The sequence below is a fragment of the Enterobacter sp. T1-1 genome, from assembly GCF_000710795.1.
In the GTDB taxonomy this organism is placed as follows: Bacteria; Pseudomonadota; Gammaproteobacteria; order Enterobacterales; family Enterobacteriaceae; genus Enterobacter; species Enterobacter cloacae.
Genome location: NZ_JALW01000039.1, coordinates 1 through 18,174, shown reverse-complemented (window position 1 = coordinate 18,174; position 18,174 = coordinate 1). Strand labels below are relative to the sequence as shown.

The 18,174-nt window shown below is 56.9% G+C and carries 16 protein-coding genes; 9 read left to right on the top strand and 7 right to left on the bottom strand.

Going from position 1 to position 18,174, the window contains the following annotated elements; all coding sequences use genetic code 11:
• Positions 1 to 86: 86 nt before the first annotated feature.
• The 7 genes from nei to AK59_RS0113505 all read right to left on the bottom strand — a co-directional run bounded on the left by nei (position 87) and on the right by AK59_RS0113505 (position 5,827).
• Complete coding sequence (gene nei / locus AK59_RS0113535) at positions 87 to 878, bottom strand: endonuclease VIII (protein ID WP_029883021.1); 792 nt, start codon at positions 876 to 878, stop codon at positions 87 to 89.
• Positions 879 to 897: 19 nt separating this feature from the next.
• Positions 898 to 1,635 (bottom strand): 5-oxoprolinase subunit PxpA, encoded by a 738-nt coding sequence (pxpA, locus tag AK59_RS0113530; RefSeq protein WP_029883020.1) that lies wholly within the window; start codon positions 1,633 to 1,635, stop codon positions 898 to 900.
• A complete protein-coding gene (gene pxpC, locus AK59_RS0113525) occupies positions 1,622 to 2,554 on the bottom strand; it encodes a 5-oxoprolinase subunit PxpC (protein ID WP_013097548.1) in 933 nt (310 codons plus the stop codon). Before pxpC ends, pxpA begins: the two co-directional genes overlap by 14 nt.
• Positions 2,548 to 3,204 (bottom strand): 5-oxoprolinase subunit PxpB, encoded by a 657-nt coding sequence (gene pxpB / locus AK59_RS0113520; RefSeq protein ID WP_029883019.1) that lies wholly within the window; start codon positions 3,202 to 3,204, stop codon positions 2,548 to 2,550. The genes pxpC and pxpB overlap by 7 nt, the downstream gene beginning before the upstream one ends.
• Before the next feature lie 14 nt (positions 3,205 to 3,218).
• Positions 3,219 to 3,962 (bottom strand): type 2 GTP cyclohydrolase I, encoded by a 744-nt coding sequence (locus AK59_RS0113515; protein ID WP_023621132.1) that lies wholly within the window; start codon positions 3,960 to 3,962, stop codon positions 3,219 to 3,221.
• Between the two features lie 10 nt (positions 3,963 to 3,972).
• The gene (gene phrB / locus AK59_RS0113510) at positions 3,973 to 5,385 is read right to left on the bottom strand and encodes a deoxyribodipyrimidine photo-lyase (protein ID WP_029883018.1); all 1,413 of its coding nucleotides are present in this window, start codon (positions 5,383 to 5,385) and stop codon (positions 3,973 to 3,975) included.
• A gap of 235 nt (positions 5,386 to 5,620) precedes the next feature.
• Complete coding sequence (locus AK59_RS0113505; RefSeq protein WP_013097552.1) at positions 5,621 to 5,827, bottom strand: YbfA family protein; 207 nt, start codon at positions 5,825 to 5,827, stop codon at positions 5,621 to 5,623.
• A 309-nt stretch (positions 5,828 to 6,136) separates the two neighbouring features.
• On the opposite strand from AK59_RS0113505, the gene kdpF reads away from it, so the two are divergent.
• The 9 genes from kdpF to potE all read left to right on the top strand — a co-directional run bounded on the left by kdpF (position 6,137) and on the right by potE (position 18,071).
• Positions 6,137 to 6,226 carry a K(+)-transporting ATPase subunit F gene (gene kdpF, locus AK59_RS1000000124480; protein ID WP_014069365.1) on the top strand — a complete coding sequence of 30 codons (90 nt, stop codon included), beginning with the start codon at positions 6,137 to 6,139 and terminating at the stop codon, positions 6,224 to 6,226.
• A complete protein-coding gene (kdpA, locus tag AK59_RS0113495; protein WP_029883016.1) occupies positions 6,226 to 7,905 on the top strand; it encodes a potassium-transporting ATPase subunit KdpA in 1,680 nt (559 codons plus the stop codon). The genes kdpF and kdpA overlap by 1 nt, the downstream gene beginning before the upstream one ends.
• A 17-nt stretch (positions 7,906 to 7,922) precedes the next feature.
• A complete protein-coding gene (gene kdpB / locus AK59_RS0113490) occupies positions 7,923 to 9,971 on the top strand; it encodes a potassium-transporting ATPase subunit KdpB (protein ID WP_029883015.1) in 2,049 nt (682 codons plus the stop codon).
• 12 nt (positions 9,972 to 9,983) lie between these two features.
• Positions 9,984 to 10,559: a potassium-transporting ATPase subunit KdpC gene (gene kdpC / locus AK59_RS0113485; RefSeq protein WP_029883014.1), complete on the top strand. Its 576-nt coding sequence runs from the start codon at positions 9,984 to 9,986 to the stop codon at positions 10,557 to 10,559.
• Positions 10,560 to 13,247 carry a two-component system sensor histidine kinase KdpD gene (gene kdpD / locus AK59_RS0113480; RefSeq protein WP_023621125.1) on the top strand — a complete coding sequence of 896 codons (2,688 nt, stop codon included), beginning with the start codon at positions 10,560 to 10,562 and terminating at the stop codon, positions 13,245 to 13,247. It abuts the gene before it with no gap.
• Positions 13,244 to 13,921: a two-component system response regulator KdpE gene (gene kdpE, locus AK59_RS0113475; protein ID WP_013097557.1), complete on the top strand. Its 678-nt coding sequence runs from the start codon at positions 13,244 to 13,246 to the stop codon at positions 13,919 to 13,921. Before kdpD ends, kdpE begins: the two co-directional genes overlap by 4 nt.
• Positions 13,922 to 14,200: 279 nt before the next feature.
• A complete protein-coding gene (speFL, locus tag AK59_RS1000000124815) occupies positions 14,201 to 14,305 on the top strand; it encodes a leader peptide SpeFL (protein ID WP_003858645.1) in 105 nt (34 codons plus the stop codon).
• Between the two features lie 257 nt (positions 14,306 to 14,562).
• Positions 14,563 to 16,761, top strand: coding sequence for an ornithine decarboxylase SpeF (gene speF / locus AK59_RS0113470; protein WP_029883013.1), 2,199 nt, complete (start codon positions 14,563 to 14,565; stop codon positions 16,759 to 16,761).
• On the top strand, positions 16,758 to 18,071 hold the full coding sequence (gene potE / locus AK59_RS0113465) for a putrescine-ornithine antiporter (RefSeq protein WP_013097559.1): 1,314 nt from the start codon (positions 16,758 to 16,760) through the stop codon (positions 18,069 to 18,071). The genes speF and potE overlap by 4 nt, the downstream gene beginning before the upstream one ends.
• Positions 18,072 to 18,174 lie beyond the last annotated feature (103 nt).

Below are 18,174 nucleotides of genomic sequence, written 5' to 3'. Positions count from 1 at the left end.
GGCCTGATGCCCTCACCCCGGCCCTCTCCCACCGGGAGAGGGTGAACACATTAAAAACGGTAACCTGAGGGTTACCGTTTTACTTTTTACCTCTGGCACCCGGGACACCAGTAAAACGGTCGTGAAGAGAGCGTTGTCTTCTCAATCACCCCACCGCACCGTTCGCACCTCTTCCCCGCCCGATGAAACACCTTAAAGCGGAACAGCGCCCCGTGATGCTTGTTGTCATCTACCACGCCGCGGGTGTTATACGATAGCCGCGGAATATCCAGCAGCGCGTGAGAGAGCACTTCCAGCTGATCATCCCTCAACTGCGACGCTTTATGCTGTGGTGCCAGCCCGGCCTCCCAGAGAATTTCGACGCGAAGGTAATTGCCTAATCCGGCCAGGAACGCCTGATCGAGCAGTAGCCCGGAAAATTGCCGGTTGCGGAATTTAGGGGATAACAGGCGGGCTTTGACATCATTCGCCGTCAGACGCGTATCCAGCACGTCCGGCCCGACCCGCTGTAAGAACGGGTGCGTAAGCAGTTGCTCCGGCGTTAACATTTCGATATCAGACGCGCTATAGAGCAAAATCGCTTTATCCGCGGTTTGCAGCCTGACGCGCAGCACACGGGTGGTTTGCGGCTGCTCGTTGGCGTTAACCACCCGCCAGACGCCATAAAGCTGGTTGTGGCTGTATAACGTCAGGTTATGAGAAAAATGCGTGAGTAACGCCTTTCCCCGCGTTTCGATGTGGGTCACCGTTTGTCCCACCAGCGGTGCTTCAAACGGCTTCAGTTGAGGAAAAGCAAACCAGACGTCCGTCAGGGGTTTGCCTTTTATCGCCGCCTCGAGGCTATCCGCAGCGCGGCGGATCTCCGGGCCTTCTGGCATCTCTTTATCCTTATGATTTTCAGGCGCTGACGAGGATCCCCTGCTCTGCAAACGCCGCCCGTAAGCGGCGGGCAAACTGCAGCGCGTGCTCGCCATCACCGTGTAAGCATACTGTGTCAGCCTGAACGCTGGCCGTATTACCTTCAACCGTTGTTACTGTTCCCTCGCGCACCATCTGAAGGGTCTGCGCCAGCGCCAGAGACTCATCGGTGATCAGCGCGTTGGGCCGGGAACGGGGAACCAGGGTTCCGTCGGGCTGATAGCCTCGGTCGGCAAACACTTCCTGGCGGGTGGTTAACCCCAGACGCTGACCGGCGCGAATCAGCTCGCTCCCCGCCAGGCCAACCAGGATCAGTTGTGGGTTGCAATCGAACACCGCCCGGGCGATGGCCTCAGCCAACGCGGGGTCGTTCGCCGCCTGATTATAGAGCATGCCGTGCGGCTTCACGTGGCGCAGCGCGCCCTGCTGCGAACGCACAATCGCCTCGAGCGCGCCAATCTGGTAAAGCGTCTGGGCGTAGACCGTCTCGGGCGGGAGATCCATCGCCGTACGACCAAAATTCTCCCGGTCAGGGAAGCTCGGATGCGCCCCTATCGCTACGCCGTTTTTGATGGCATTGCGCACGCTAGCCAGCATCGTTTGGGCATCACCCGCGTGAAAACCGCAGGCGATATTCACCGAGGTGACCAGGGTCATCAGTTCAGCGTCGGCGCTGCCGCCCTCGCCCAGATCGGCGTTTAAATCAATCTTTACCATCAAGCCTCCACGCCAGTTGTTCCAGATAACGCTGCTGGTCCTGCCGCGCCTTCAGCGCCTCCTCCAGGGAGCATTGCACGAAGTGAATCGGCTGTCCGAGCGGGATTTGCGCCAGATGGTAGCGATCGGCCTCAATAATGCAGGCGATGCGCGGGTAACCGCCCGTGGTCTGTGCATCGTTCATCAACACAATCGGTTGACCGTTACCCGGTACCTGAATGACGCCGGGCAACAGACCGTGTGAAAGCAGCTCGCGGTCCGTCGTACGGGTCAGCGGCTGCCCCTGAAGACGATACCCCATGCGGTTACTCTGCGGGCTAATCTTCCACGGCGAGCGCCAGAAAGACTCCTGAGACACCTCATCAAATTCCTGATACTCCGGCCCCGGCAGGGCGCGGATCTGGTTTCCCCACAGGAGCTGTTTTACACCCTGCGCGGTTGAAAAGTGCCGCGTTGACGGTTTTATCGCCAGACGATCGCCATCGCGCAACAAACGTCCTTCGTGGCCGCCAATTCCGGCTTTCTGATCGGTACTGGATGAGCCCAGCACCTCCGGCACGTCAATCCCACCGGCAACGGCAAGATAACTGCGAACCCCATGCTGAGGACGCTTAAGCGTTAAACGCTGTCCGGCTTTTGCCCGCAGCCGCCAGCCGGTCCAGACCGCTTTGCCATCAAGCGTGGCATCGCACCCGGCGCCGGTTAACGCAAACCAGGTCTCCTGACTAAATTCAATGACACACTGCCCCAGCGTAATTTCGAGCGCAGCCGTATTGCCGGGATTGCCCACCAGCACGTTGGCAATCTCCAGTGCTGGTCTGTCCAGCGCGCCACAATAGCTCACGCCAGACTGGCGCATGCCAAAGCGACCCGCATCCTGAACAGAGGTGTAAAGCCCGGCGCGAATAAGCGTTAACATACCCCCTCCTTCTGCGGGATAAAGCGAAGGGTGTCGCCAGGACGCAGGAGGACCGGCGAGTCCAGGCCCGGTTCAAATAACGGCATAGACGTGTGTCCGATAAGCTGCCAGCCCCCCGGCGACGCCAGCGGATAAATGCCCGTCTGTTCGCCGCCAATCGCGACGGTACCCGCCGGCACGCTCAGACGCGGCTCAGCGCGACGTGGCGTATGCAGTGCCGAAGGGAGTCCGCCCAGATACGGGAAGCCCGGCTGGAATCCCAAAAACCAGACCACATAATCAACGGAGGCGTGCAGCTCAACGACCTGTTTTTCGGTTAGCCCACTGTGTTCAGCCACCACGCCAAGATCGGGTCCTCCTGTGCCCCCATACACCACCGGGATCTCAATCGTGCGGGATTCCGGCTCCAGCGCTTCGCTCTCCTCCCACCAGCGCTGTAAACGTTCAATGGCATCCAGTGCCAGCATATGCGGATTACGCAGCACCACGGTGATGTTATTCATCCCCGGGATCGCTTCAACCACCTCCGGCACATCCACCAGACGCTGCGTTAACCGCCAGATACGCTTTTGGGTAGCAAGGGTGACGGGCGGCTCCAGCTCCAGCACCACCGCCGTTTCCCCCAGAAGATAACAACGCGCTCGCTGCACTCAGGTACCTCTCATCAGGCCGGGTTAGGGATATCAATAAAGGTGACATCCAGATCGGTATTTTCGGTCAGCCATTCGCTCAGGGCGCGAATGCCGCCGCGCTCGGTGGCGTGGTGACCTGCCGCGTAAAAATGCAGCCCCTGTTCACGGGCTGAATGGATGGTCTGCTCGGAGACTTCCCCGGTAATAAAGGCATCAACACCAAAACGCGCGGCGCTATCGATAAAGCCCTGACCGCCACCGGTGCACCAGGCGACACGCTTCACCGTATCCGGGCCGGTATCGCCGCTCCACAGCGGACGGCGGCCCAGACGTGCTTCAATCCAGGAGGCCAGCTCAAGACCCGGTACCGGCATCGACAGCTCGCCCCACGGTACCAGCGGCTCAATTTCACCCATCACGGTGATCCCTAACAGCTGCGCGAGCTGGACGTTGTTGCCAAGCTCGGGATGAGCGTCCAGCGGCAGGTGATAGCCATAGAGGTTGATATCATTCGCCAGCAACGTTTTCAGTCGGTTGCGCTTCATGCCGCGAACGATCGGTGATTCGTTCTTCCAGAAATAGCCGTGATGGACGATGACCGCATCGGCCTCCTGACGCACGGCTTCATCCAGCAACGCCTGACTGGCGGTCACACCGGTGATAATTTTTTGCACCGTGTCGCGCCCTTCAACCTGTAACCCGTTCGGGCCGTAGTCGCTGAAGGCACTGCTGTTCAGTTTTTCGTTGATCAGACTTTCCAGTTCGGTATTTTTCATCATGACTCTCTTACGCTTTGCGGGCCGCTTCGTACGCCGCCAGCGTGGCGACGCGCGCCTGTTTATGTTCAACAATCGGACGAGGATAATCGAGTATTACGCCCTGTTTGTCCGCCCATGCCCACGGGTCGTGGATCGCCTTAGCGGGAACCGCTTTCAGCGCAGGCAACCAGTGGCGGATAAACGTCCCGTCCGCATCAAATTTTTGTCCCTGCGTGGTGGGATTAAAAATCCGGAAGTAAGGTGCCGCATCGGTTCCGGTCGAGGCCGCCCATTGCCAGCCGCCATTATTCGCCGCGAGATCGCCATCGATCAGCTGAGAAATAAAATACCGCTCCCCGACACGCCAGTCGATAAGCAGATCTTTCACCAGGAAGCTGGCGGTAATCATCCGCAGGCGGTTATGCATCCATCCAGTTTCATTCAGCTGGCGCATCGCGGCGTCCACAATCGGGTAGCCGGTTTCACCCTTTTGCCAGGCCTGCAGCAGCATCTCGTTTTGCTGCCACTGCACATTTTCGGTCCAGCGAATGAAAGGACGATGTTTACATAATTCAGGGTGATACGTCATCAGATGACGATAGAATTCGCGCCAGATAAGCTCGTTAAGCCATACCGAACCAGCGCCCCCCTCCAGCGCCTGGGGCTGCTCTGCCAGAAGGCGGTGTAAACACTGGCGCGGAGAAAGCACGCCCAGCGCTAAACAGGCCGACAACCGGCTGGTACCTTCAATGGCGGGGAAATCCCGGCGTGCCTCGTAAGCGGCCGCCCCCGTTTTGCAGAACTGGCGCAGCTGCGCGATTGCCGCTTTTTCATCAGCCGGGAATAAAGAGTGGTCATACGCCTGTTGCGGATAGTCAAACGTTAGTTCAGGCAGGTCGTTTACACACTCCCCTCGCGCAGACGGCGCGGCAACACACTCCGGCAACGCCTCTTTCAGCCGTTTGATAAATGCATTTTTAAACGGCGTAAAGACCTTATACATCTCGCGATTGCCGGTCATTACGCTGCCCGGCGCCAGCATGACGCTGTCATCAAATCCCTGACACTCTACATCCCCGAGGATGCGCTCAAGCTCGCGATCGCGCTGCTGTTCATTGAATTCGTACTGGTAGTTGTAAAAAAGATGCGTGACGTCGTTCTGCTGACACACCTCCTGTACCGCGCTGAGCTGAGCGGTAAAATCGCTGACCTCTTTGTAAATCAACGGAATGCCTTTTTCCGCCAGCGAACGTTGCAGGGCATTCAGATGCGAACAGAGATAAGCGGCTTGTCGGGGGGCCATATCATGCTGCTGCCACTGTCCGGGAGTAGCGATAAACAGCGCCAGCACGCGGGCGTGTTCAGAGCGACAGGCTGCCGCCAGGGCGATGTTGTCATGCAGGCGCAGATCCGCGCGAAACCAAACCAGATGGGTGGGCATAAAACTCCAGGCAATTGTCCATTATGTCCGTAAGGGCATGCCGTAAAACGAAAAAGGCACGCATTGAACTACTTTGCCATGAAGTGTAGACAGGATGAAATAAGGTAGTGGCTGTTGATGACTCAGAATAAGAAGATATGCCTGAAAACCACCCAACGGACCGCAAATCAGGAGAGACAAAAAAACCGCCACATTGCTGTAGGCGGTTTGTTTATTGCTGTGTGTAGTCTTTTTATTAGTAGAAATCACAGGTCGCTTTTTCGGCCTGATCCATCCATACCGGCTTCTCGCTGGTTTTTGCCCAGACGCGGTGCAGATAGCTGTAAAAACGTGCGCGATCTTTCCAGAACAACATCACCGGCAGGGCCAGCACCCCAGCCACTACGGCGAAAGCGCGACGCATGAACACGATATGAGCCGGATACTCTTTATAAAGATCCATATTTTTCTCCCCTGTAGTTGGCCGGAAACTGACTCCGGAAAATTCAAAAACTGTGACCTGACTAAAATAATATCGCTTTGTTTGTAATTTTACTACTCATCCGACCACTTATTTTTAGCCGTTTAGCCAAAATTTACATTCACACCGTAATTAAGTTACAAAAAAGTTAACGATTTACTTATCAATAGTTAAATTGTGGGCTTAGCCATTTTTATACTTTTTTTACACCCCTCGTCCTGATTTTTGCGAAATCTTTGCGCCATAAATCCTACCGTTAGCACAAATACAAATGTCACCCGGAGGTGGATTGTGAGTGCAGGCCTTATTGCCGGCATCGTGCTGGTATTCCTGTTATTGGGTTATCTGGTTTATGCCCTGATTAATGCGGAGGCATTCTGATGGCTGCTCAGGCGTTTTTGCTTATTGCCAGTTTTTTAGGGGTGTTGTTCCTGCTGGCAAGACCGCTGGGAACAGTGCTGGCAAGGATGATTAACAACGTGGCGCTGCCGGTGGCAGGTCGCGTTGAAAAAGGGATCTGGCGCGTTCTGGGCATTCGGGAGGGGGAAATGAACTGGCGCCAGTATCTGATGGCGCTCCTGCTGCTGAATATTGTCGGCCTCATCGTCCTCTTCAGCATGCTGATGCTGCAGGGGAGCTTACCGCTCAATCCGCAGCAGTTGCCGGGTCTGTCCTGGCATCTGGCGCTGAACACGGCAGTCAGCTTTGTCACTAACACCAACTGGCAGTCCTATGCCGGGGAAACCACGCTGAGCTACTTTAGCCAGATGGCCGGGTTAACCGTGCAAAACTTCCTCTCTGCTGCCACCGGCATTGCGGTGATCTTCGCGCTCACGCGTGCCTTTGCGCGTCAAAATATCAGCACGCTGGGCAACGCATGGGTCGATCTGACACGCATCACGCTGTGGATACTGCTCCCTGTTGCCCTCATTATCGCGCTGTTCTTTATTCAGCAAGGTACCCTGCAAAACCTGCTGCCTTACGCGCCGTATACCTCTCTGGAAGGGGCAAAACAGCTTTTGCCGATGGGGCCGGTGGCCTCGCAGGAAGCCATTAAGATGCTCGGGACTAACGGCGGTGGCTTCTTCAACGCCAACTCGTCGCATCCGTTTGAAAACCCAACAGCGCTGACCAACTTTGTCGAAATGCTGGCGATCTTCCTGATCCCCGCCGCGCTCTGTTTTGCCTTTGGCGATGTGGTCAACGACCGCCGTCAGGGACGCACCCTTCTGTGGACCATGTCTTTGATCTTCGTGGTCTGCGTCGCGCTGGTGATGTGGGCGGAATGGAAAGGTAATCCGCATTTCCTGACGCTGGGCGCTGACAGCGCGATCAACATGGAAGGGAAAGAGAGTCGCTTTGGCATCCTGTCCAGCAGTTTGTTTGCCGTGGTTACCACCGCAGCCTCATGCGGGGCGGTTAACGCCATGCATGACTCCTTTACGGCACTGGGTGGCATGATCCCAATGTGGCTGATGCAGATTGGCGAAGTGGTGTTTGGCGGCGTGGGCTCTGGTCTTTACGGCATGCTGCTGTTTGTGCTGCTGGCGGTGTTTATCGCCGGTCTGATGATTGGCCGTACCCCGGAATACCTGGGCAAAAAAATCGACGTCCGGGAAATGAAATTAACCGCGCTGGCCATTCTGGTCACGCCTGCCCTCGTGCTGCTCGGCACCGCGCTGGCACTGATGACCGAAGCTGGCCGCAGCGGCATCTTTAACCCGGGTATCCATGGCTTTAGTGAAGTGCTCTACGCCGTCTCGTCTGCGGCGAACAACAACGGCAGCGCCTTTGCAGGCTTAAGTGCCAACTCGCCTTTCTGGAACTGTCTGCTGGCATTCTGCATGTTTGTCGGCCGCTTCGGCGTGATTGTGCCGGTGATGGCCATCGCCGGATCGCTGGTAAATAAAAAAATCCAACCAACCACCACCGGCACATTACCGACACACGGTGCGCTGTTTATTGGCCTGCTGACCGGCACCGTGTTGCTGGTAGGCGCCCTGACCTTTATCCCCGCCCTCGCGTTAGGCCCGGTCGCGGAAACCCTCTCTTTACGCTGATTTTGCGGAGAATTGTCATGAGTCGTAAACAACTGGCCCTGTTCGAACCGTCGTTAGTTCGTCAGGCCCTCATGGATGCGGTGAAAAAGCTGAGCCCGCGCGTACAGTGGCACAACCCGGTGATGTTTATCGTCTGGGCAGGCAGCGTGCTGACTACCGTCCTGGCGATTGCCATGGGAACGGGTCACCTCCCGGGCAACGCGATGTTCACCGGAGCCATCAGCCTGTGGCTGTGGTTTACCGTGCTGTTTGCCAACTTTGCCGAGGCGCTGGCGGAAGGCCGCAGTAAAGCGCAGGCCAACAGCCTGAAAGGGGTAAAAAAGACCGCCTTCGCACGTAAATTACGTGAGCCAAAATACGGCGCGCAGATGGACCACGTGCCGGCAGATGAGCTGCGTAAAGGCGATGTGGTGCTGGTGGAAGCCGGTGACATCATCCCCTGTGATGGCGAAGTCATTGAAGGGGGCGCCTCGGTAGACGAGAGCGCCATTACCGGGGAATCCGCGCCGGTCATTCGTGAATCTGGCGGTGACTTCGCCTCGGTCACGGGCGGGACGCGTATTCTCTCCGACTGGCTGGTGATCCAGTGCAGCGTCAACCCGGGTGAAACCTTCCTCGACCGGATGATCGCCATGGTTGAGGGCGCGCAGCGTCGTAAAACACCCAACGAAATTGCCCTCACCATTCTGCTGGTGGCGCTGACCATCGTCTTCCTGTTGGCTACCGCCACGCTGTGGCCCTTCTCCAGCTACGCGGGCACCGCGGTCAGCATCACCGTGCTGGTGGCGCTGCTGGTCTGCCTGATCCCAACCACCATCGGCGGCCTGCTCTCCGCTATTGGCGTGGCGGGTATGAGCCGCATGCTGGGCGCGAACGTTATCGCCACCAGCGGACGCGCCGTAGAGGCCGCCGGTGACGTGGATGTGCTGCTGCTGGATAAAACCGGGACCATCACCCTCGGCAACCGCCAGGCCTCCGAGTTTTTACCTGCCCCGGGCGTGGATGAAAAAACGCTGGCCGATGCCGCCCAGCTCTCGTCTCTTGCCGATGAAACGCCGGAAGGCCGCAGCATCGTTATTCTGGCGAAACAGCGCTTTAATCTGCGCCAGCGTGATGTGCAGAGCCTGCACGCCACTTTTGTCCCCTTTACGGCACAAACCCGAATGAGCGGTATCAACATTCAGGAGCGCATGATCCGTAAAGGTTCCGTTGATGCCATTCGTCGCCACATTGAAGCCAACAACGGCCATTTTCCACCGGAAGTGGACAATCTGGTTGAGAGCGTTGCCCGCCAGGGGGCCACACCGCTGGTCGTAGCCGAAGGGGCGAATGTGCTGGGGGTGATTGCGCTGAAGGACATCGTCAAAGGCGGCATTAAAGAGCGTTTCGCCCAGTTGCGTAAAATGGGGATTAAAACGGTGATGATCACCGGGGATAACCGGCTGACTGCCGCCGCGATTGCCGCAGAAGCGGGCGTGGATGATTTCCTCTCGGAAGCCACACCGGAAGCCAAGCTGGCGTTGATCCGTCAGTACCAGGCGGAAGGTCGTCTGGTCGCGATGACCGGTGACGGCACCAACGACGCCCCTGCCCTCGCACAGGCCGACGTGGCGGTGGCGATGAACTCCGGTACCCAGGCAGCAAAAGAGGCGGGCAACATGGTCGACCTTGACTCTAACCCGACCAAGCTGATTGAAGTGGTGCATATCGGTAAACAGATGCTGATGACGCGCGGGTCATTGACCACGTTCAGTATCGCCAATGACGTGGCGAAGTATTTCGCCATTATTCCCGCAGCGTTCGCGGCCACCTATCCGCAGCTAAACGCGCTGAACGTGATGCATCTGCACTCCCCGTCTTCGGCCATTCTCAGCGCGGTGATTTTCAACGCCCTGATTATTGTCTTCCTGATCCCGCTGGCGCTGAAAGGGGTGAGCTATAAACCGCTGACGGCTGCTGCCATGCTGCGGCGTAACCTGTGGATTTACGGGCTGGGCGGGCTGCTGGTGCCCTTTATCGGGATTAAAGCTATCGACCTGCTGTTAACGCTGTTCGGGCTGGTTTAAAAGGTGAATCAAATGACGATGTTACGTCCCGCTATACTTCTGTTTATTCTGCTGTCTCTCATTACCGGTGGGCTTTACCCGCTGCTGACCACCACGCTGGGCCAGTGGTGGTTCAAGGATCAGGCCAATGGCTCGCTGATCATACAGCAGGGTGAAAACCGCGGCTCCCGCCTGATTGGTCAAAACTTTACGGATGCCCGGTACTTTCAGGGACGCCCTTCCGCTACCGCCGATAGCCCGTATAATCCGATGGCATCCGGCGGGAGCAACCTGGCGGGCAGTAATCCTGAACTGGACAAAGCCATCGCTGAGCGTGTAGCGGCCCTGCGCAGTGCCAACCCGCAGGCCAGCCGGGAGATTCCAGTGGAACTGGTGACCGCCTCCGCCAGTGGGCTGGACTACAGCCTGACGCCTGAAGCGGTGGCCTGGCAGATACCGCGCGTCGCCGCGGCTCGTCATCTGAGCGTCGAGCAGGTCAGCCAGCTGGTGGCAGCGCACACGCAAAAGCCGCTGGTCAGTTTCATTGGCATGCCGGTAGTGAATATTGTTGAGCTGAATCTGGCGCTGGACGCGCTAAGGAATAACTAAATGACCGACGAGCCCTTGCGCCCGGATCCTGACAGGCTGCTGGAACAGACAGCTGAAGCCCATCGCGGCAAGCTGAAAATTTTCTTCGGTGCCTGCGCGGGCGTCGGGAAAACCTTCGCCATGCTGACAGAAGCTCAGCGGCTTCGGGCTCAGGGGCTCGATATTCTGATCGGCGTGGTGGAAACCCACGGCCGTAAAGAGACCGCGGCGTTGTTAAAGGGGCTGGCCACGCAGCCTCCTCGCCGTATCAGCCATCGTGGCAGGCTGGTGACGGAGTTTGATCTCGACGCCGCCCTCGCCCGCCGCCCCGCCCTTATTCTGATGGACGAACTGGCGCACAGCAATGCGCCAGGCTCGCGTCACCCCAAACGCTGGCAGGACGTAGAAGAGCTACTTGAAGCCGGGATTGACGTCTTCACCACGGTGAATGTTCAGCATCTTGAAAGCCTGAACGACGTGGTCAGCGGCGTGACCGGCATTCAGGTGCGCGAAACGGTGCCGGATCCGTTCTTTGACTCCGCTGATGAAGTGGTGCTGGTGGATCTGCCGCCAGACGATCTGCGCCAGCGCCTGCATGAAGGGAAAGTCTATATTGCAGGCCAGGCCGAACGCGCTATCGAACACTTCTTTCGTAAAGGCAACCTGATCGCCCTGCGCGAACTGGCCCTGCGCCGCACCGCCGATCGCGTGGATGACCAGATGCGTGCCTGGCGCGATCTGCAAGGACAGGAACGCGTCTGGCATACGCGGGATGCCATCCTGCTGTGCATTGGTCACGGTAGCGGCAATGAAAAGCTTGTCCGTACCGCCGCCCGGCTGGCTGCGAAATTTGGCAGCGTCTGGCACGCGGTGTATGTCGAAACGCCGCAGCTTCACGCCCTGCCAGAAAACCAGCGTCGCGCGATCCTGAGTGCGCTGCGCCTGGCGCAGGAGCTGGGGGCGGAAACCGCGACCCTCTCCGATCCGCAGGAAGATAAAGCCATTCTGCGCTACGCGCGTGAGCACAACCTGGGCAAAATTGTCATTGGCCGTCGCCAGCACCGGCGCTGGTTTAGCCGCGAATCGTTTGCCGACAAACTGGCCCGGCGTGCACCCGACCTGGATCTGGTGGTCGTGGCGCTGGATGACAAACCCACGCCGTTACCCAACCGCGCGCCAGACAGCCGCACGTTCACCGATAAATGGCGCATCCAGCTTCGCGGTTGCCTTATCGCCGTCGTGCTTTGCGCCCTGATTACCTTTATTGCCAGCCAGTGGCTGATTGCGTTTGATGCCGCCAACCTGGTGATGATCTACCTGCTCGGCGTGGTGGTGGTGGCGCTCTTCTACGGGCGCTGGCCGTCAGTCCTGGCGACGGTGATTAACGTCATCAGCTTCGATCTCTTCTTTATCGACCCGCGCGGAACGCTTGCCGTCTCGGACGTACAGTACGTCCTCACGTTTGCCGTCATGCTCACCGTCGGGCTGGTGATCGGGAATCTGACGGCAGGCGTTCGCTATCAGGCGCGTATCGCCCGCTATCGCGAACAGCGCACCCGACATTTATACGAGATGTCTAAATCGCTGGCGGTAGGCCGCACGCCGCTGGATATCGTCCAGACCAGCGAGCAGTTTATCCGCTCGACATTTAACGCCAGCAACCTGATTTTACTCCCGGATGAGCACGGTAAGCTGCGCCCGCTGACGTCGGCCACGGGCATGACGCCGTGGGATGAGGCCATTGCACGCTGGAGCTTCGATAAAGGGTTACCGGCAGGCGCAGGGACAGACACCCTCCCCGGCGTGCCGTATCAGATCCTGCCGCTGCGCAGTGCGGATAAAAATCAGGGGCTGGTCATCGTCGAGCCTTCTAATCTGCGCCAGCTGATGATCCCCGAGCAGCAGAGGCTGCTCGAGACCTTTACGTTGCTGGTTGCCAGCGCCCTGGAGCGGCTGGCGCTGACGGCCAGCGAAGAACAGGCCCGGCTGGCAAGCGAGCGCGAAAGCATTCGCAACTCGCTGCTGGCAGCGCTCTCACACGATCTTCGCACGCCTCTCACCGTGCTGTTTGGCCAGTCGGAAATTCTGACCCTGGATCTGGCGGCTGAAGGTTCAAAACACGCCCTGCAGGCCAGCGAGATCCGCCAGCACGTGCTGAACACCACGCGGCTGGTGAATAACCTGCTCGATATGGCGCGGATACAGTCTGGCGGGTTCAACCTCAAAAAAGAGTGGCTCACGCTTGAGGAAGTGGTAGGAAGTGCGCTGAAAATGCTGGAGCCCGGTCTCGGCGGACGGCATATCGCCCTGAACATGCCCGATCCCCTGACATTAATTCACGTTGATGGCCCGCTGTTTGAGCGGGTGTTAATTAATCTGCTGGAAAATGCGGGTAAATATGCCGGAGCACACGCGCAAATTGGGGTGAATGCTTCGGTGGAAGATCACACCCTGCGGCTCGATGTCTGGGACACCGGGCCCGGTATTCCTGCCGGGCAGGAAAAAGCGATATTCGAAAAATTCTCACGGGGCAATAAAGAGTCTGCCATTCCGGGGGTTGGGCTGGGTCTGGCGATCTGCCAGGCCATTATTGACGTCCATGGCGGCACCATTTCGGCGGAGAACCGCCCGGAAGGAGGTGCACGTTTTTGTGTTACACTTCCTCTGGACACCCCGCCAGAACTTGATGAATTACCAGAGGATTTGTGATCAACGTCCTGATTGTTGAAGATGAACTCGCCATTAGCCGGTTTCTGCGCGCTGCGCTGGAAGGTGACGGTCTGCGCGTTCATGATGCCGGTACGCTCCAGCGCGGGTTGATTGAAGCCGCTACCCGCAAGCCGGACCTGGTGATCCTCGATCTCGGTTTGCCGGATGGCGACGGTATCGATTTTATTCGCGAGGTGCGCCAGTGGAGCCAGATGCCCATTCTGGTGCTCTCCGCACGCACCGAAGAGTCGGATAAAATCGCCGCGCTGGATGCCGGGGCGGACGACTATCTTATTAAACCTTTTGGGATTGGTGAGTTACAGGCTCGCCTTCGCGTGGCGCTGCGTCGCCACGGTGCCGCCACGCCTGCCGACCCAACGTACACTTTCGGTGATGTGCACGTTGATCTCGCTTCGCGACGTATTGTGCGCGGTGAAGAGGAGATCCATCTCACACCGATAGAGTTCCGCCTGCTTGCGGTTTTGCTCAACAACCACGGTAAGGTGCTGACCCAACGTCAGCTGCTGGCTCAGGTGTGGGGACCCAACGCCGTGGAACATAGTCACTATTTACGCATATATATGGGCCACCTGCGCCAGAAACTTGAAACCGACCCCGCACGTCCTCGCCATTTATTAACTGAAACCGGTATCGGTTATCGGTTTATGCTTTGAATAACTATTCAATTTTATTTTCAATAAAAACAAACCCACCCACATAATTCCGTTTAAATAAGCCATAAGCGATAATTTTGGCTTATTTTCGCTCATTCAAAACAGAAACAACACAATCCGTTAACGCATCATCAACAAACCAGTGTTTTGATCTGCGATATTCATCGAAAACGAATAATTATTTCTGATTTGATCGGTTAAGGGTGATCTGATTCACAGTTAATCGCTTTTTCCTGGATAAAATGACCATGCTTTCAATTACTGAAAGGAAAATGAAACATGGAAAACAATAATCGCTTGATGCCCCATATAAGGCGGACAACACATATCATGATGTTTGCCCACCGAAACTGCTTTGACTTCCATCTCTTTAATGCCCGGTAGTCCTTCGACTTCTGGCGCACCCGCTTGCAGGTTAACCTGAAAAAAACTCTATTTTACAGGCCGTTGCCTGTGAAGGCGTGCGTTCATTCAATTTAATTCAGACTTATCCGCAGCCGGGCGGACTGAATCTCATTCATTAAAAAGCAACTTACTGATTTTTTATCAGCGGCCACACTTTGCTTTTATTTCCGGACATTATCGATTTCTTTCTTGCGAGAAATCGAGGGACGAATATTGCCTTAAATAAAGAGAGAAAGATGAAAAGTTTAAAAATTGCAGCCAGCCGTGCATGCCCTGATTGCTTTACCACTCACCGTGAACTGGTAGATGTCAGCACCTCTGATTATATTGACGTCGCCGCCATTGTTCTGGCCGTGAGCGATATTTCCAGTGGCACTCTGGAAGAAATAGAAGCTACCGGGTTTGGTATTCCCGTATTTATTGCGACACATAAAGAAGAGTTCATTCCGGCTGAATATTTATCGCGCATCCACGGTGTGTTTGAGTGTTCAGAGACCAGTAACGACTTTTACGGACGTCAACTGGAAGCGGCCGCGCAGAAGTACGAAACCCAGCTACGCCCCCCGTTTTTCCGCGCACTGGTCGACTACGTGAATCAGGGCAACAGCGCATTCGATTGTCCGGGGCATCAGGGTGGGCAATTTTTCCGCCGTCATCCTGCCGGTAATCAATTTGTCGATTTCTTCGGCGAAACGCTTTTCCGCTCCGATCTGTGCAACGCCGACGTGGCCATGGGGGATCTGCTGATCCATGAAGGCGCGCCGTGCATTGCCCAGCAACACGCGGCGAAAGTGTTTAATGCGGATAAAACCTACTTTGTGCTGAACGGTACCTCATCATCCAACAAAGTGGTGCTAAACGCCCTGCTCACCCCCGGCGACCTGGTGCTGTTCGATCGTAATAACCATAAATCCAACCACCACGGAGCCCTGCTTCAGGCGGGTGCCACGCCGGTCTATCTGGAAACGGCGCGCAACCCGTACGGCTTTATTGGTGGCATTGATGCCCACTGCTTTGAGGAGAGCTACCTGCGCGAGCTGGTATCGGAAGTGGCGCCGGGTCGTGCGCGTGACGAACGTCCGTTCCGTCTGGCGGTGATCCAGCTGGGCACCTACGATGGCACCATTTATAACGCCCGGCAGGTCGTCGATAAAATTGGTCACCTGTGCGACTACATCCTGTTTGATTCTGCCTGGGTGGGCTACGAACAATTTATTCCGATGATGGCCGACTGCTCTCCGCTGCTGCTGGAGCTGAACGAAAACGATCCGGGGATTCTGGTTACGCAGTCAGTCCATAAACAGCAGGCGGGTTTTTCGCAGACCTCGCAAATTCACAAGAAAGACCGCCATATTAAAGGCCAACCGCGCTATGTACCGCACAAGCGCCTGAATAACGCCTTTATGATGCACGCCTCCACCAGCCCGTTCTACCCCCTGTTTGCCGCACTGGATATCAACGCCCGCATGCACGAGGGGCAGAGTGGCCGCAATATGTGGATGGACTGCGTGGTTACCGGCATTGAAGCACGCAAGCTGATCCTGGAGAACTGCCAGTTTATTCGCCCGTTCGTGCCGGAGCTGGTAGATGGCCGTCCGTGGGAAAGCTGGGACACGGCTGAAATTGCCACCGACCTGCGCTTCTTCCACTTTGTGCCGGGTGAAAACTGGCACGCTTTTGAAGGGTATGCCGAGCATCAATACTTTATCGACCCGTGCAAACTGCTGTTGACCACGCCGGGCATCAACGCCCGTACCGGCGAGTATGAGGATTTCGGCGTGCCCGCCACCATCCTGGCTAACTTCCTGCGTGAAAACAGCATCGTGCCGGAGAAATGCGATCTCAACTCGATCCTGTTCCTGCTGACCCCTGCGGAAGATATGGGCAAGCTGCAGCAGCTGGTGGCGCAGCTGGTGCGTTTCGAAAAACTGCTTCAGACCGATGCGCCATTAAAAGAGGTGCTTCCGTCTATCTGTAAGCAATACCCGGAACGCTACGCCGGTTATACCCTGCGCCAGATATGCCAGGAGATGCATGAACTGTACGCCCGCCATAACGTGAAACAGCTGCAAAAAGAGATGTTCCGCAAGTCTCACTTCCCTCGCGTGATGATGAACCCGCAGGACGCAAACTATGCGTATCTGCGTGGTGAGGTTGAACTGGTCTCGCTGCGTGATGCGGAAGGCCGTATTGCCGCCGAAGGCGCCCTGCCTTACCCACCAGGCGTGCTGTGCGTGGTTCCGGGTGAAGTCTGGGGAGGCTCCGTCCTGCGCTACTTTGCCGCGCTGGAAGAGGGTATCAACCTTTTACCGGGCTTCGCACCGGAACTGCAGGGTGTGTACGTCGAGGAGTGTGACGGACGCAAACAGGTTCGCTGTAACGTCATCAAACAACCCGCCGCTCAGCCCGCGCTGCTGAAAGGAGAAAAATTATGAGTAAGTCCAACAAGATGGGCGTGGTGCAGCTGACCATCCTCACCATGGTCAACATGATGGGGTCAGGGATTATTATGCTGCCCACCAAACTTGCCGAGGTGGGTACCATTTCGATTATCTCCTGGCTGGTAACCGCGGTCGGCTCCATGGCGCTGGCATGGGCATTTGCCAAATGCGGAATGTTCAGCCGTAAGTCAGGCGGGATGGGCGGCTACGCCGAATACGCCTTCGGCAAATCTGGCAACTTTATGGCTAACTACACCTATGGCGTGTCGCTGCTGATCGCCAACGTGGCGATTGCCATCTCCGCCGTGGGTTACGGTACGGAGCTGTTTGGTGCCACGCTCAGCCCGGTGCAAATTGGGCTGGCGACCATCGGCGTACTGTGGATCTGCACCGTGGCCAACTTTGGCGGCGCGCGCATCACCGGCCAGCTGAGTAGCATCACCGTCTGGGGCGTGATTATCCCGGTTGTGGGGCTGTGCATCATCGGCTGGTTCTGGTTCAGTCCGACCCTGTACGCGAACTCCTGGAACCCGCACCATGTGCCGTTCTTTTCCGCTGTGGGGTCCTCTATCGCCATGACGTTATGGGCCTTCCTCGGTCTGGAATCTGCCTGTGCTAATGCGGAAGTGGTAGAGAACCCGGAAAAGAACGTCCCGATTGCCGTTCTTGGCGGAACGTTGGGCGCGGCGGTGATCTATATCGTCTCCACTAACGTTATTGCCGGTATCGTACCGAACATGGATTTGGCTAACTCCACGGCGCCGTTTGGGCTGGCCTTCGCGCAGATGTTCACCCCGGAAGTCGGGAAAGTGATCATGGGGCTGATGGTCATGTCCTGTTGCGGTTCACTCCTCGGCTGGCAGTTCACCATTGCGCAGGTGTTTAAATCTTCGGCTGACGAAGGTTACTTCCCGAAAATCTTCTCCCGCGTGACCAAAGCCGATGCGCCGGTGCAGGGCATGCTGGCCATTGTCATCTTCCAGAGCGGATTGTCGCTGATGACCATTAGCCCGTCGCTGAACAGCCAGTTCAACGTGCTGGTCAACCTGGCGGTGGTGACAAATATCATTCCATATATTCTGTCGATGGCGGCGCTGGTGATCATTCAGAAGGTGGCGAAAGTCGATCCCCGTAAAGCACGGGCGGCCAATATTGTGGCACTGATTGGGGCGATTTACAGCTTCTATGCGCTCTACTCATCCGGCCAGGAGGCGATGCTTTATGGTGCGATGGTGACCTTTATGGGCTGGACGCTGTACGGGCTGGTCTCACCGCGGTTTGAATTGAAGAATAAACATAGTTAGGTAAAAGCAAAACGGCAACCCAAGGGTTGCCGTTTTTCGTGTTTTCACCCTCTCCCTGTGGGAGAGGGCCGGGGTGAGGGCATCAGCCCGCACCAAACACCAC

Excerpts from the sequence above, each read along its gene's own strand:
- kdpD (WP_023621125.1), top strand. The coding sequence starts at position 10,560 with ATGACCGACGAGCCCTTGCGCCCGGATCCTGACAGGCTGCTGGAACAG.
- phrB (WP_029883018.1), bottom strand. The coding sequence starts at position 5,385 with ATGCCCACCCATCTGGTTTGGTTTCGCGCGGATCTGCGCCTGCATGAC.
- speF (WP_029883013.1), top strand. The coding sequence starts at position 14,563 with ATGAAAAGTTTAAAAATTGCAGCCAGCCGTGCATGCCCTGATTGCTTT.
- potE (WP_013097559.1), top strand. The coding sequence starts at position 16,758 with ATGAGTAAGTCCAACAAGATGGGCGTGGTGCAGCTGACCATCCTCACC.
- kdpA (WP_029883016.1), top strand. The coding sequence starts at position 6,226 with ATGGCTGCTCAGGCGTTTTTGCTTATTGCCAGTTTTTTAGGGGTGTTG.
- nei (WP_029883021.1), bottom strand. The coding sequence starts at position 878 with ATGCCAGAAGGCCCGGAGATCCGCCGCGCTGCGGATAGCCTCGAGGCG.
- pxpA (WP_029883020.1), bottom strand. The coding sequence starts at position 1,635 with ATGGTAAAGATTGATTTAAACGCCGATCTGGGCGAGGGCGGCAGCGCC.
- kdpC (WP_029883014.1), top strand. The coding sequence starts at position 9,984 with ATGACGATGTTACGTCCCGCTATACTTCTGTTTATTCTGCTGTCTCTC.
- speFL (WP_003858645.1), top strand. The coding sequence starts at position 14,201 with ATGGAAAACAATAATCGCTTGATGCCCCATATAAGGCGGACAACACAT.
- AK59_RS0113515 (WP_023621132.1), bottom strand. The coding sequence starts at position 3,962 with ATGAAAAATACCGAACTGGAAAGTCTGATCAACGAAAAACTGAACAGC.
- kdpB (WP_029883015.1), top strand. The coding sequence starts at position 7,923 with ATGAGTCGTAAACAACTGGCCCTGTTCGAACCGTCGTTAGTTCGTCAG.
- AK59_RS0113505 (WP_013097552.1), bottom strand. The coding sequence starts at position 5,827 with ATGGATCTTTATAAAGAGTATCCGGCTCATATCGTGTTCATGCGTCGC.
- pxpC (WP_013097548.1), bottom strand. The coding sequence starts at position 2,554 with ATGTTAACGCTTATTCGCGCCGGGCTTTACACCTCTGTTCAGGATGCG.